Below are 13,016 nucleotides of genomic sequence, written 5' to 3'. Positions count from 1 at the left end.
GTCCTGTCAATGATGAGTTTCCAGGTGCCGATGGCCCCGACCATCAGTGTGCCAATCTTGAGGAGCAGATCGTAGTCCAAGAACATCTCCTTCCAAGATACATGCTTCAGCGCCAGAGTATGGCTTACGCGCACCAATGCTGCGGTATGCCATGCATGCACGAGAAATCGGATCGAAAACTGTCCTCAGGTTGAGGTTGCTGAAAATACTGATGCCACCATTGTTGCCCTGCAAGTGACGAAAGTGCCTTGTGCTGCGGGTCGCCGCTGTGCAGTTGAACGGTTGAGCGCTCGATTTTTGTGTCGCTGAAGTAGGCTCTGGCAGGGAGTCGAGGGAATTTGGGGGGTAAGGTTGTCTGATGAATATTGTATTTATACGGCGCCTGCTTTTCTGGATCTCTCCAGTCGAATTGTTGGCGAAGTCCAATGCCATTGAAGTCAACTGTATAGGTGTGCCGCTGGCCGCCTATGTTGCACATTCCGATAAGCGTGTGATTTGCTTGCTCTCGAACGGGGGCGAAGCGTATGAATACGGTTCCTGTGCATTTTGGGTAAATGCACTGCGCTGTTTTATGTATCGAATATAGTTGCCATCTGGTTCTTGTTCGAACCAGTATCCATCAATGAACGATGCTGTGTTTGATCTAAACGTTGTAGTTGCGATTTTTCGGTGTGTGTTGGTAAGTACTGCGCTGGCTATGGTAATGGTCGCGGCGATGGTTAAAGCCATTCCTGTCCCTGTGCCTAAGGATGAAAGGATGTTGTAGTAATGTGCAAGAATTACCAGGATAGGGGGAGGAAATGATGCATAAAATATCAGTGCATACTTGTATACCTCTTTTTTGGGTAGGCGTTTGATGGAGTTCTCATCGATGGAATATTCGATGTAAATTGGTTCTTTTGCTTCTCTGTTTTTGGATGGGTCAGTGTCTGTGCTGTTGTTCAAAACAGAAAACCGGGTTCCGCTTTCTATGTGTTCCCGCGCCCACTGTTCAGCATTGGTGCGCCATTGCGAGAGTAGTTCGATTGGATAATGGCTGGGATCTGTGTCTATAAGGCGCGAGCATGACTGGCAAAGCCAGATGCCATTTTTGATTGAACTCCTTTCCTCTGCCGTTATTGAAGAGTCATAGCGTGGCCCTCCTGGCGCGGCAGCCGTAATGTGAGCCGCGATTCCAATTCGTGAGGATTTCGTTGGGAATTCGTTTGGGCCAGAGGTGAGGCAACGGCATTGCGGGTTGGAGCAGTGGTTGCCGGCTCGTTCTTGCAGTGCCCGAGCAACCTCTTTTGTGAAATTGTCTCGGGAAGATGTCATGCGAGCTTGAACGCTAAGTTAATGGTCAAGGAGCGAATACATCTATTTGTGAACCAGTGATGACGCCAAAGTGTTTGGCATTGGCTGTCAGTAGCGAAATGCCGTGCTCGCCCGCCGTGGCGCCAATGAGCGCATCAGCCAGCCGCATGCCATGCGACAGCGCCAGATCTTCGACCAATTCTGCCGCGCGTTGGGAAATGGCCGGTGTGATTTGCAATACCTCTGTATTTCGCGCAGCCAGTCCCTTTTTCAGTCTTGTCAGTTCAACTTTGTCGCGGCAACCTTGCATCAGTTCGATATAGGTCACCACCGAGATGCGCCAAGGCAACAGAGTGCTCAATCGCTGTGCCGCACCAACGTGGCCTCGTGTTAACCAGATCAGTACGTCCGAGTCGATCAGCATGGCGGCTCTCAGGATTTACCGCTCATGCCTTCATCGTTGAAACGCGGCGCACGGATGTGCCGGATATAGCCGTCCACATCTGCCATATCCTCCCGATCCCGCCACATCCCAAACAGCGGATCGTCGGCAAATTGAGCCACATCCCCTTCCGGTTGCGCAGGAGCTTCAGGCTCAATACACACCGTCACCGTGGCATCGGCCGCTTGGCCCAGCTTCTCCCGCCAAGCCTCTGGCAATTCCGAGACGGAAACATGCTCGATCACGATGGCATTCATTGACGTTCTCCTGGATCGGCTCAATGCGCCAGCAAGCCTTGGACCGCCGCCTGTGTTGCCTCGCGACCCTGTCGCAATAAAGCCTCTTTCCAGCTGGGCACATTAATAAAGAATGCCCCGAACAAACCCTCCCGAATCCCCTCCGCCTGCGGCGTCCGCAGCGGCTTTTCCGGATGATTCTCCAGCCACTGATCCGCCCTCAACGCCTGCAGCACGTGCAACAACGGCACGGTGCCGAATTCCAGGACGATCCCCGTGTATTCCGCCTGCGGGCATTCCTGCGCCACCACGTTCCACATCGAGCCGGAAATGGCAGCCGAGCTGGAACTGTGGTCGTGCGTGGATTTGAGCGCCGGCCACCAGGCCTGCGCCCGCTGCAGCAACGCCGCGTCGCGGCCGTCGCCAGCCAGGATGGGTTCGGCCACGCCGGTAGGGCCCAGGCCGCTGTGCAGGTCGATCCAGGCCAGTTTCGCGCAGCGCGTGGCGTGGTCGCGCAGCACGTGGCGCAGCGCCTGCTGGCTCCAGCTCGGGGCATGGCCGCCGAAAAACAAACCTTCCGGCTCCGAGTACTGCCCGCCGCTGATCGCCTGCTGAAGCGCCGCCATACCCTGGCGCGCCAGCTCGGCCTGCAATTTCGCCTCGTTCTCCGCCGGGGGCGGCCAGGTGGCGGGCACCAGCAGCGGGTGCAGCGCGTCGTAGCCGGGGTTCTGGGGCAGCGGCTGGTGGAAGTCGATGAAGTTGCGGTTCAGGTCGATGTTCTCGTGCGTGACGCGGCGCCACCACGACATGCCCCACGGGTTCAGCGCGTGCAAGAAGAGCACCGCCACGCCCGCGCGCCGCGCCTCGGCCAGGAAGTCGGGGTCGCGCAGCAGGGCGATCTGCACCCCGGCGCCGGCGTAGCCCTCCACGCCGTGGCAGCCGCTGCTGACAATCAGCAGCTTTTCGGCCTCCATCGGCCCGCTGCGCGTCACGTCCAGCGCCAGCGTCTCGCCGTCGCGGCCCAGCAGCGGGTGGATTTCGGAATGCACGTCCAGCTCCGCGGCCTCGGCCGCGGCCAGGAATTTCGTCCGGGCCTCGGGATAGCTGCGGGAGAAGAAGTCCGATTCGCTCATCACAGCCTCCACGAGGTTTGTCAGCAGCAGTTCAGCGCGGCATTTGCAACCAGCGTTCGGCCACCCGCACCCACAGCGAGGCGCCGATGGGGATCAGCTCGTCGTTGAAGTCGTAGCTCGGGTTGTGCAGCGTGCAGGGCCCCAAGCCGTGGCCGCCATGGCGGTGCGCGCCGTCGCCGTTGCCGATCACGAAGTAGCAGCCCGGCTTCTCCTGCAGGAAGTAGCTGAAGTCTTCCGCGCCCATGGTGGCGTCGAACTCGCGCACGCCCTGCGGCCCCAGCACCTCGGCCGCGACCTGGCGCAGGAAGGCGGTCTCGGCGTCGTGATTCACGGTGGGCGGGTAGTTGCGGTCGAAGCTGAACTCGCACTCCAGCTCGAAGGCCTCGGCCGTGGCCTGCGCGATCTGGCGCATGCGGCGCTCGATCAGGTCCAGCACCGCCGTGGAGAAGGTGCGCACCGTGCCTTCCATCACCACGCTCTCCGGGATGACGTTGGTGGCCTCGCCGGTGTGGATCATCGTCACCGAGATCACGCCGGTGTCGATGGGGCGCATGTTGCGCGTCAGGATGGTCTGGAAGGCCTGCACCATCTGGCAGGCTGCGGGCACCGGGTCGGTGCCCATGTGCGGCATGGCGCCGTGGCAGCCCTTGCCGTTGAGCACGATCTTGAACTCGTTGCTGGAGGCGAAGCAGGGGCCGGTCTTGACGGCGATGCTGCCCACCGGCAGCCCCGGCCAGTTGTGGGCGCCGAAGATCGCTTCCATCGGGAAGCGCTCGAACAGGCCGTCGCGCATCATCTCGCGCGCCCCGCCGCCGCCTTCCTCGGCCGGCTGGAACACGAGGTACACCGAGCCGTCGAAGTTGCGCGTCTTGGCCAGGTGCTGGGCCGCGGCCAGCAGCATGGCGGTGTGGCCGTCGTGGCCGCAGGCGTGCATCTTCCCGGGGTGGCGGCTGGCGTGCGGGAAGTGGTTGTGCTCGGTGACGGGCAGCGCGTCCATGTCGGCGCGCAGGCCGATGCCGCGCGGCGAGGAGCCGTTGCGGATCACGCCCACCAGCCCGGTGCGGCCCAGGCCGCGGTGCACTTCAATGCCCCAGCTCTCCAGCTTCTGCGCCACCAGGTCGGCGGTGCGCACTTCCTCGAAACACAGCTCGGGGTGGGCATGGATGTCCCGGCGCAGCTCGGCAAGGCCAGCCGCTTCGGCCAGGATGGATTCGATCAACTGCATCAAGGGCTCCTGCTCAGGCGGTTGCCAGGAATCTTAGCCGCCGTCATCCCCCCTTCGGGGCACCCCTGAAGGCGCTGTGCAATAGTGCGGCGATGGATGTCCAGGCCCCGAATCCCCCTTCTTCCGACCCCGCCGACGCCGCGCCGTCCCCCGTGAAGCACGTGCATGGTGCCTGCCCGCACGACTGCCCCGACACCTGCGCGCTGCGCGTCACGGTGCAGGACGGGCGGGCCCTGCGCGTGCAGGCTGACCCGGAGCACGAGCGCACGCTGGGCGCGCTGTGCACCAAGGTCAGCCGCTACACCGAGCGCACGTACCACCCCGAGCGGCTGCTGTACCCGATGAAGCGCGTCGGCCCCAAGGGCAGCGGGCAGTTCCAGCGCATCTCCTGGGGCGAGGCGCTGGACACCATCGCGGCGCGCCTCAAGGAGATCGCCGCGCGCGACCCCGAGGCGATCCTGCCCTACAGCTACGCCGGCACCATGGGCCTGCTGCAGGGCGAGGCCATGGCCGGGCGCTTCTTCCACCGCCTCGGCGCCTCGCGCCTGGACCGCACCATCTGCGCCTCCGCCGGCGGCGCGGCGCTGGGGGCGACCTACGGCGGCAAGGTCGGCATGAAGGTGCAGTTCTTCGCCGAGAGCAGGCTGATCCTGATCTGGGGCAGCAACCCGATCACCTCCAGCGTGCACTTCTGGACCCTGGCGCAGCAGGCCAAGCGCGCCGGCGCCAAGCTGTGGTGCATCGACCCGCGCCGCACTGACAGCGCCGACAAGTGCCACCGCCACCTGGCGCTGCGCCCGGGCACCGACGGCGCGCTGGCGCTGGCGCTGATGCACGAGCTGATCCGCCTGGAGGCGCTGGACCACGACTACATCGCCCGCCACGTCAATGGCTTCAACCAGCTCAAGGAACGCGCCCTGGCCTGGACGCCCGAGCGCGCGGCTGAGGTCTGCGGCGTTGAGGCCGGGCTGATCCGCGAGCTGGCGCAGGACTACGCGACCGTGAAACCGGCCGCCATCCGCCTGAACTACGGCATGCAGCGCGTGCGCGGCGGCGGCAATGCGGTGCGCTTGATTGCGCTGCTGCCTTGCCTGACCGGCGCCTGGCGCCATCGCGCCGGCGGGCTGCTGCTGTCGGCCTCGGGCTGGTTCGCCAACGTGCGCAACGACGCCGGCCTGCAGCGCCCGGACCTGCTGGGCGAGCGCCGGCCGCGCGTCATCAACATGAGCACCATCGGGCAGGACCTGCTGCGCGAGGCCGCGCCCGGCTTCGGCCCGCGCGTCGAGGCGGTGCTGGTCTACAACAGCAACCCGGTGGCGGTGGCGCCGCAATCGGCGCAGGTGGCGGCCGGCTTCGCACGGGAAGACCTGTTCACCGTGGTGCTGGAGCAGTTCCAGACCGACACCGCCGACCACGCCGACATCGTGCTGCCCGCCACCACGCAGCTGGAGCACCTGGACGTCCACACCTCCTACGGCCACACCGACGTGCTCCTCAACGAGCCCGCCATTGCGCCGCTGGGCGAGGCCAAGCCGAACACGGAAATCTTCAGATTGCTGGCGGCGCGCATGGGCTTCGACGAGCCGTGTTTCCAGGACGACGACGAGACGCTGGCGCGCCATGCGCTCAAGGGTGTCGATTTCGACGATCTGCGTGCGCGCGGCTGGGTGCGGCTGCCCATTCCGGACGCGCCTTTCGCCGAGGGCGGCTTCCCGACGCCGGACGGCAAGGTGATCGTGGATGCGCCGGGGCTGGGCGTGCCGGACTTCGTGCCGAATTACGAGAGCACCGAAACGACGCCCGAGCTGGCGCGGCGCTACCCGCTGGCCATGATTTCCCCGCCGGCGAGGCACTTCCTCAATTCCACCTTCGTGAACGTGAAGAGCCTGCGCGACATCGAAGGGGAGCCGGTGCTGGAGATCGCGCCGGACGACGCGATGGCGCGCGGCGTGGTCGATGGCGGCCTGGTGCGGGTGTTCAACGATCGCGGCGAGATCCGGCTGCGCGCGCGGGTGAGCACCCGGGCGCGGCCGGGCGTGGTCAACGGCCTGGGCATCTGGTGGCGCAAGCTGGGGCTGGACGGGCGCAACGTCAACGAGCTGACGCACCAGCGGCTGACCGACCTGGGGCAGGGGCCGAGCTTCTACGACTGCCTGGTGGAGGTGCAGGCGGCGTGAGGGCGGGGCTGCGATCCCTGCTCCTTGCCTCACTGCTGCCGGTGCTGGGCGGCTGCTCCAGCGTCGGCTACTACGCCCAGTCGCTGCACGGCCATTTCGACCTGCTGGCGCGGGCGCGGCCGGTGAAGGACTGGGTGCGGGACGAGCACACGCCCGTCGCGCTGCGCGAGCGCCTGCGCCTGAGCCAGGAGATGCGCGAGTTCGCCGTCACCGAGCTGAAGCTGCCCGACAACGCCAGCTACCGCCGCTATGCCGACCTGCAGCGCGACGCCGCGGTGTGGAACGTGGTGGCGGCGCCGGAGCTGTCGCTGCAATTGAAGACCTGGTGCTTCCCGGTGCTGGGCTGCGTGGGCTACCGCGGCTACTTCGAGCGCACTCAGGCGCAGGCGCTGGGCGACGAGCTGAAAGGGGCGGGCTGGGAGGTGCTGGTCTACGGCGTGCCGGCCTACTCGACGCTGGGCTGGAGCAACTGGCTCGGCGGCGACCCGCTGCTCAACACCTTCGCCCTCGGCCCGGAGACGGAGCTGGCGCGCTTGCTGTTCCATGAACTGGCGCACCAGAAGGCTTACGCCGACGACGACACCGCGTTCAACGAGTCCTACGCCACGGCCGTGGAACGGCTCGGCCTGGAGCGCTGGATGCAGCAGCGCGGCAACCCGCGGCTGCGCGAGGAGCACGAGGCCATCGAGGCGCGGCGCGCGCAATTCCGGGCGCTCACGCGTGGCCTGCGCGAGCGGCTGGACGCGCTGTACCGCGGCGACGCACCCGATGAGGAGAAGCGCTCACGCAAGGCGGCGCTGATGGCGCAGTTCCGCGACGAGTACGAGCGCGTCAAGCGGCAGGAGTGGGGCGGCTACGACGGCTACGACCGCTGGGTGGCCCGCGCCAACAACGCCGCGCTGGCAGTGCAGGGCGCCTACGGCGACCTGGTGCCGGCCTTCATCCGGCTGTTCGAGCGCGTGGGCGGGGATTGGGAGCGGTTCCACGCTGAGGCCAAGCGGCTGGCGGAGATGTCGAAGGCGGAGCGGAGGAGGGCGCTGGAGGGAGCGGGGTCCTGAGGCGCACCCAAAGGCGTCTTGGAAGGAGCGAACCGCGATGACGCAACGCATGACTGCTCAGGAGTTCCTGGCCTGGGATGCGCACGAGACCGTGAAGCGCGAGTTCGTGCGCGGCGAGGTGTTCCCGATGGCCGGTGCCGACGAGCGGCACAACACAGTGGTCGGCAATGTCGTGATGGCGCTGCGTGCCCAGCTGCGCGGTACGCCGTGCCGCGTCCTCATGCTGGACATGAAGCTGCGCGTCGAGGCGGCCGACTGCTTCTACTACCCCGACGTGCTGGTCACCTGCAGCGCGGCCGACACCGACCCGCTGGTCAAGCGCGAAGCGGTGCTGGTGGTGGAGGTGCTGTCGCCCTTGACGGCGGCCTTCGACCGCGGCGACAAGTTCGCCGACTACCGGCTGCTGCCCTCGCTGCGCGAGTACCTGCTGCTCGATCCGGACAAGCGCCGCGGCGACCTCTACCGCCAGGGAAACGATGGGCTTTGGGTGCTGCACCCATTTGGCACCGGCGAGGCAGTGCGGCTGGACAGCGTGGGGCTGGCGCTGGAGGCGCAGGTGCTGTGGGAGGACGTGACGCCGGGTGCTCCCCAAGGCTCAAGCGCCTGAAGCTGGTCGAGGCGCGCAGGTTCTGCTGCGTGAAGCCGCCTTGCGCGTAGTCAGATTCAAGGCCGTTTGAAAAGCGGTACCTGAGCGATATGCCGCTCGATCCGCTCCACGGCAGCGGACGGATAGCCATATTCGACCTTTGAGCAGGACCAAGTGCTCAGGATGGCCTCCACGGCTTCTTCGACCCAGGGTTCGATCAGGTTTTCAGGCAGTTTCAGCTTGCGCGCCATCCTGGTGAAAGTGGCCATGGAAACATCCTGCCAGCGCTTGGAACCGCCCAGGTTCAAAGCCAGCTGGTCGCCTTCCATGTACTGGATGGTCGAAACGAGGTCATAGGCCGGTGACAGTCGGGTTGAAACGCCGTCGGGATAAATGAGGCTCCAGTTCTTGTGATGCGCGTCGCCGTTGCCGCTGGCAATCACGAAGACGAGGCGCCTGATGAAGTCCCGCAAGCCGTCTTCGCCCGTGAGCACCTTGACGACGTTGGCAATGGTCTCGTAATTGAATTGCTTGTACTTAGCTTCCGGGTACAGACCTAGGATCTGCGCAAAATCTTCCATGTGCACGCGCCGGCCATCGTCCTGCCGGTCGAAGCGTCGAATGGCGTAGACCTGGCGCTCACGCAAAGCCAAGGCTTGTGGCGGCAGGCCGCTGATGTCGTCGATGCTCAGGAGCTTGGTTTCCGGTACTTCGATGCCGCTTTCATGTGCCCATTGCATCGTGGCAAATTCATTTTCCGGAACGCCGGCATAACGACTGTCGGGCAATTTGATAATCCAGTCGCCACCTTGGCCAGTCACCGGGATGGTCAGCCCACGCCCGCCCTGTTGGGCGGAAAATTTCAGCTGAACGCCTGCCAGGGAAAAGTGCCAATCGGTGTCGCCCTCAGTCATTGTGGATTCGTCTGTCGCTCCCTCGTCTGCCAACTGCAACTCGGCCTGCTCAGGGAAAAGGCGTACTGCCCCCGGAAGGTCCTGGCCCAGATGGCACAGCAGGAAGAACTCTCGCTCAGGCCGAACTTCGGCCTGTCGGGCAACCAATGCCCTAAGGGCTCCTTCAGGTAGTAGATTGGAAAACCAGTCTGGAACGCGGCTGCGAACCCTCCATACGCGGTCCAAGTCGTCAAGAAAGCGTTGGCCCAGTACAGGCCGTGGATAAAGAGTTTTATAAGAGTCCAGTAGCTTGAATTCGCAACTGTCGTCAGTGTTTCGACTCAGGATGCCAACCTGAACATCGTTGAGGAAAACATGGAGGACATTAGTTGGCACGGTCAGTCCTCCTCCGTAATAGCTAAGGAGCTGACAGAGGGTCGATCGGTATCCTCCCAGCGCGCACGCTGGGCAAAGAAATTATTGAAATGCTTGTCCAGCGTCGAGGCACGCAACTGTAGAAAAGCTTGGACGTCTCCTTTCCTGAGCGCTTCGTGAGCTTCAGGTGTTACAGCATGAGACTTCAGCGTAGATTCATCGGAGCAGTTGGAAAGCAATTGACGCATCCCGATTTTTCTCGGGTGCAAGAGACGATTTGCAGTTGATCGCTCTAATCCCTCGGAAGCACTGAACGTGATTTCGGGGACTGGTGCTTCTTCCTCTCTTTCTGTGCGCTCAAAGAGCTTGGGAATAGCTAGCGGTGTGCCATTTTCCAAATCCCGAGGCGAGAGTTCAATCAATGCCAAAATTTGAAGCTTGCCATACGCGAATCTGAAATTGAAGGGCTCTTTGGCCGATGGTGCTTCGTTTGGTATGTTGGCAACTTGTGCCAGCATGTTTTGAACGGATCGTTCTTCGTCAAACTGGTCAATCTGATCTAACGCGCGTCGGGTCGACACTGTGTCGCCTCGGTGGGCGCCGTTAAGTGCGCCACGCCACAGCCAGCGAGCTAGTAATTCACGGGACCGTGGCAGCGGTGTTGGATGGTGATGAAAGAATTTTCCCAAGGTCACTAGCGGCTGCTTGTATGGCAGTAGGTCGTAGTGGACAATGCCGACATCAAGCTTTAAAAATTGTATGACTTGCTTGGCTGCTGCGGCGGTATCGGCGTAAGCCTTGCGCGCCTCTTCATCGCTCAGGCGAAGTACACCTTTGCCGCCTCGGTCAGTTACGTCAGCACCCGTGAGTACCCGTAGCAATCTATATAGAATTTTTTGTTCGACGGTTCCAAAACTTAGTTCCCGTAGCTCTTCAACAATGTCTGCGACGGTGGCCGGGCGGCTCACTGCGCGTGCGCCATGCAATGCATCGAATACTTCAAATGCTTGAAGTTGTTTGCCGCTGTTATTAACACGGCCAAAAATCTCGCGGAGCGTGGCTTCACTGTCGGTATGGACAACATAGATCGGGATGTCGTACTCGCGGATTCGCTTGCCAACACGTACGGCCTGTTCTCGACGATGGCCCTCTGGTCTTTGGTCCAGCATCCATTGGAAAAGCTGCTCGGAATCCAAAACAACAGCGAGGGGCAGCCAGCGTGCTGGGTCGTCTTTAAGAGTCTTGATTGCGCTCGCTAAAGCAAACTCGGCGCTGTCAAGGTCGAAATAAAGTGCAAACTCATCTGTGCTTGGATGAATGGTCAGTAATACGCGAATAAGCGAGACAACTCTTTGCTGTCCATCAACTACCCACCAGGCATCCGGTCGCAGATGTGCCGCGATGCTAATTGAGCCAAAATGGAGTTCTTGTGCCTCAGCTTGAGTTTCCCAGAGAAGCAGGGTGCCAATCGGGTAGCCGCGGTAGATGCTGTCGAGTAGTTTCCTAGCGTCTTCACTTTCCCACCGCAGTGCTCGTTGAAAGGGTGGGATTCTGATTCGACCTCTTTTCACCTCGGCCAGCAAATCTTCGACACGGATGGCACGGGCCTCTGGCCGGCGTTCCAAGGCGTCAGGTTGTGAGTTGTTGTTTGTGGACATGGGTAAGGCAGCTGAGATCAATGACCAATTCCGCGGCCGGGACTGCACGCTTCATAGCGTAGCCCAAGGGCAGGTCGTTCCTGCATACGGTCGAAGCACAAATGCCTCGCTCCTACAATCCCGCCCCTATGCCTGCCGTCAGCTTCCAGGAAGTCAGCAAGACCTACGACACCCCGCGAGGGGCTTTTCGCGCCCTCGATGACGTGAGCTTCGACATCGGCCGCGGCGAGTTCTTCGGGCTGCTGGGCCCCAACGGGGCCGGCAAGACTACCCTTATCAGCATCCTTGCCGGCCTCAACCGCGCCAGCGCCGGGCGCGTCACGGTGCTGGGCCACGACGTGGTCGGCGACTACGCCCAGGCGCGCAAGCAGCTGGGCATCGTCCCGCAGGAACTCGTCTTCGACCCCTTCTTCAGCGTGCGCGAGACGCTGCGCATCCAGAGCGGCTACTTCGGCGTCAAGAACAACGAGGCCTGGATCGACGAGCTGCTGGAGGAGCTGGGCCTGGCCGACAAGGCGCAGGCCAACATGCGCCAGCTCTCGGGCGGCATGAAGCGCCGCGTGCTGGTGGCGCAGGCGCTGGTGCACCGCCCGCCGGTGATCGTGCTGGACGAGCCCACCGCCGGCGTGGACGTGGAGTTGCGCCAGACGCTGTGGCAGTTCGTGGCCAAGCTCAACAAGCAGGGCCACACCGTGCTGCTGACCACCCACTACCTGGAAGAAGCGGAAGCCCTTTGCCACCGCATCGCCATGCTCAAGCGCGGGCGCATCGTGGCGCTGGACCGCACGGCCAACCTGCTGGCCGGCACCGCCAGCACCATGCTGCGCTTCAAGACCGACGACAGCCTGCCGCCGGCCCTCGCCGCCCAGGCGCGCGTGACCGGGCGCATCGTGCAGCTCAAGGCGCATGACGCCGCCGAGGTCGAGACGCTGCTGGCGGCGCTGCGCGCCGCCGGGGTGCGCGTGGAGGAACTGGAGATCGGCCGCGCCGACCTGGAGGACGTGTTCATCGAGATCATGCAGGGCGCCGAGCGCGAGGCCGTCGTGCAGGGGGCCATGGCATGAACGGCATCAGTTTTGAAGGCGCCGGGACGCTGTTCAAGAAGGAAGTGCTGCGCTTCTACAAGGTCAGTTTTCAGACCGTGGCGGCGCCGGTGCTCACCGCCGTGCTGTACCTGCTGATCTTCGGCCACGTGCTGGAAGCGCATGTGCAGGTCTATCCGGGCGTGGCCTACACGAGCTTCCTGATCCCGGGGCTGGTGATGATGAGCGTGCTGCAGAACGCCTTCGCCAACAGCTCCAGCTCGCTGATCCAGAGCAAGATCACCGGCAACCTCGTGTTCCTCCTGGTGACGCCGCTGTCGCACTGGGCCTGGTTCAGCGCCTACGTGGGCGCGGCCATGCTGCGCGGGCTGGTGGTGGGGCTGGGGGTGTTCGCGGTGACGGCCTGGTTCGCGCCGCCGCGGTTGGAAGCGCCGCTGTGGGTGCTGGTGTTCGCCGTGCTGGGCGCGGGGATGCTGGGGGCGCTGGGGCTGATCGCCGGGCTGTGGGCCGAGAAGTTCGACCAGATGGCCGCGTTCCAGAACTTCATCATCATGCCGATGACGTTCCTCTCGGGCGTCTTCTACTCGGTGCACTCGCTGCCGGACTTCTGGCAGGGCGTGAGCCACTTGAACCCCTTCTTCTACATGATCGACGGCTTCCGCCACGGCTTCTTCGGCACCGGCGACGTCTCGCCCTGGATCAGCCTGGCGGTGGTGGGGGCGAGTTTCCTATTTGTCTCCGGCGTGGCGCTGCAGCTGCTGCGCAGCGGGTACAAGCTGCGGCATTGAGGCCGGCGCAGGCCGCTTCTGGCGGCCGAACCCGGCGCCTTTTCAAGGACTTGGTTACGGGTTGGCCGTGGCGGGAAGGCCCAGCGAGCCGGGGGTGGACGGCGGGCAC

The 13,016-nt window shown here is 63.3% G+C and carries 12 protein-coding genes; 5 read left to right on the top strand and 7 right to left on the bottom strand.

Translation table 11 applies throughout. The features are described from left to right. Nucleotides 1-465 precede the first annotated feature (465 nt). Genes HHL10_RS00340 through HHL10_RS00320 form a run of 5 tightly spaced genes read right to left on the bottom strand, consistent with a single transcriptional unit; the run spans nucleotide 466 to nucleotide 4,329 of the window. Nucleotides 466-1,314 carry a hypothetical protein gene (locus HHL10_RS00340; RefSeq protein WP_169158359.1) on the bottom strand — a complete coding sequence of 283 codons (849 nt, stop codon included), beginning with the start codon at nucleotides 1,312-1,314 and terminating at the stop codon, nucleotides 466-468. Between the two features lie 25 nt (nucleotides 1,315-1,339). After that, on the bottom strand, nucleotides 1,340-1,717 hold the full coding sequence (locus HHL10_RS00335; RefSeq protein ID WP_169158358.1) for a type II toxin-antitoxin system VapC family toxin: 378 nt from the start codon (nucleotides 1,715-1,717) through the stop codon (nucleotides 1,340-1,342). Between the two features lie 8 nt (nucleotides 1,718-1,725). Then, complete coding sequence (locus HHL10_RS00330) at nucleotides 1,726-1,992, bottom strand: hypothetical protein (RefSeq protein WP_169158357.1); 267 nt, start codon at nucleotides 1,990-1,992, stop codon at nucleotides 1,726-1,728. 20 nt (nucleotides 1,993-2,012) lie between these two features. Further along, the gene (locus HHL10_RS00325; RefSeq protein WP_205832851.1) at nucleotides 2,013-3,104 is read right to left on the bottom strand and encodes a M14 family metallopeptidase; all 1,092 of its coding nucleotides are present in this window, start codon (nucleotides 3,102-3,104) and stop codon (nucleotides 2,013-2,015) included. A 31-nt stretch (nucleotides 3,105-3,135) separates the two neighbouring features. After that, entirely contained in the window at nucleotides 3,136-4,329 is a 1,194-nt protein-coding gene (locus HHL10_RS00320) for a M20 aminoacylase family protein (RefSeq protein WP_169158356.1), read from the bottom strand. 92 nt (nucleotides 4,330-4,421) lie between these two features. Between HHL10_RS00320 and HHL10_RS00315 the strand changes: the two genes are divergently transcribed. Genes HHL10_RS00315 through HHL10_RS00305 form a run of 3 tightly spaced genes read left to right on the top strand, consistent with a single transcriptional unit; the run spans nucleotide 4,422 to nucleotide 8,171 of the window. Next, entirely contained in the window at nucleotides 4,422-6,506 is a 2,085-nt protein-coding gene (locus tag HHL10_RS00315) for a molybdopterin-containing oxidoreductase family protein (protein WP_169158355.1), read from the top strand. After that, a complete protein-coding gene (locus HHL10_RS00310) occupies nucleotides 6,503-7,564 on the top strand; it encodes an aminopeptidase (protein WP_169158354.1) in 1,062 nt (353 codons plus the stop codon). The genes HHL10_RS00315 and HHL10_RS00310 overlap by 4 nt, the downstream gene beginning before the upstream one ends. Before the next feature lie 37 nt (nucleotides 7,565-7,601). Further along, nucleotides 7,602-8,171, top strand: coding sequence for a Uma2 family endonuclease (locus tag HHL10_RS00305; protein WP_205832850.1), 570 nt, complete (start codon nucleotides 7,602-7,604; stop codon nucleotides 8,169-8,171). 56 nt (nucleotides 8,172-8,227) lie between these two features. On the opposite strand, the gene HHL10_RS00300 is transcribed toward HHL10_RS00305, so the two are convergent. Both HHL10_RS00300 and HHL10_RS00295 read right to left on the bottom strand, forming a co-directional pair. Next, the gene (locus HHL10_RS00300) at nucleotides 8,228-9,439 is read right to left on the bottom strand and encodes a type II toxin-antitoxin system HipA family toxin (protein ID WP_169158353.1); all 1,212 of its coding nucleotides are present in this window, start codon (nucleotides 9,437-9,439) and stop codon (nucleotides 8,228-8,230) included. Nucleotides 9,440-9,441: 2 nt separating this feature from the next. Continuing rightward, nucleotides 9,442-11,076 carry a DUF262 domain-containing protein gene (locus tag HHL10_RS00295; RefSeq protein WP_169158352.1) on the bottom strand — a complete coding sequence of 545 codons (1,635 nt, stop codon included), beginning with the start codon at nucleotides 11,074-11,076 and terminating at the stop codon, nucleotides 9,442-9,444. 128 nt (nucleotides 11,077-11,204) lie between these two features. Between HHL10_RS00295 and HHL10_RS00290 the strand changes: the two genes are divergently transcribed. Together HHL10_RS00290 and HHL10_RS00285 are read left to right on the top strand one after the other, a co-directional pair. Next, nucleotides 11,205-12,140: an ABC transporter ATP-binding protein gene (locus HHL10_RS00290; RefSeq protein WP_169158351.1), complete on the top strand. Its 936-nt coding sequence runs from the start codon at nucleotides 11,205-11,207 to the stop codon at nucleotides 12,138-12,140. Further along, a complete protein-coding gene (locus HHL10_RS00285) occupies nucleotides 12,137-12,907 on the top strand; it encodes an ABC transporter permease (RefSeq protein ID WP_169158350.1) in 771 nt (256 codons plus the stop codon). The genes HHL10_RS00290 and HHL10_RS00285 overlap by 4 nt, the downstream gene beginning before the upstream one ends. The last annotated feature ends 109 nt before the right edge of the window (nucleotides 12,908-13,016 follow it).

Origin of the sequence: Azohydromonas caseinilytica, from assembly GCF_012927045.1 — a bacterium.
GTDB lineage: Bacteria > Pseudomonadota > Gammaproteobacteria > Burkholderiales > Burkholderiaceae_C > Azohydromonas > Azohydromonas caseinilytica.
The sequence above is the reverse complement of the archived record's forward strand: the minus strand, read 5'-3'. Positions and strand labels throughout refer to the sequence as shown.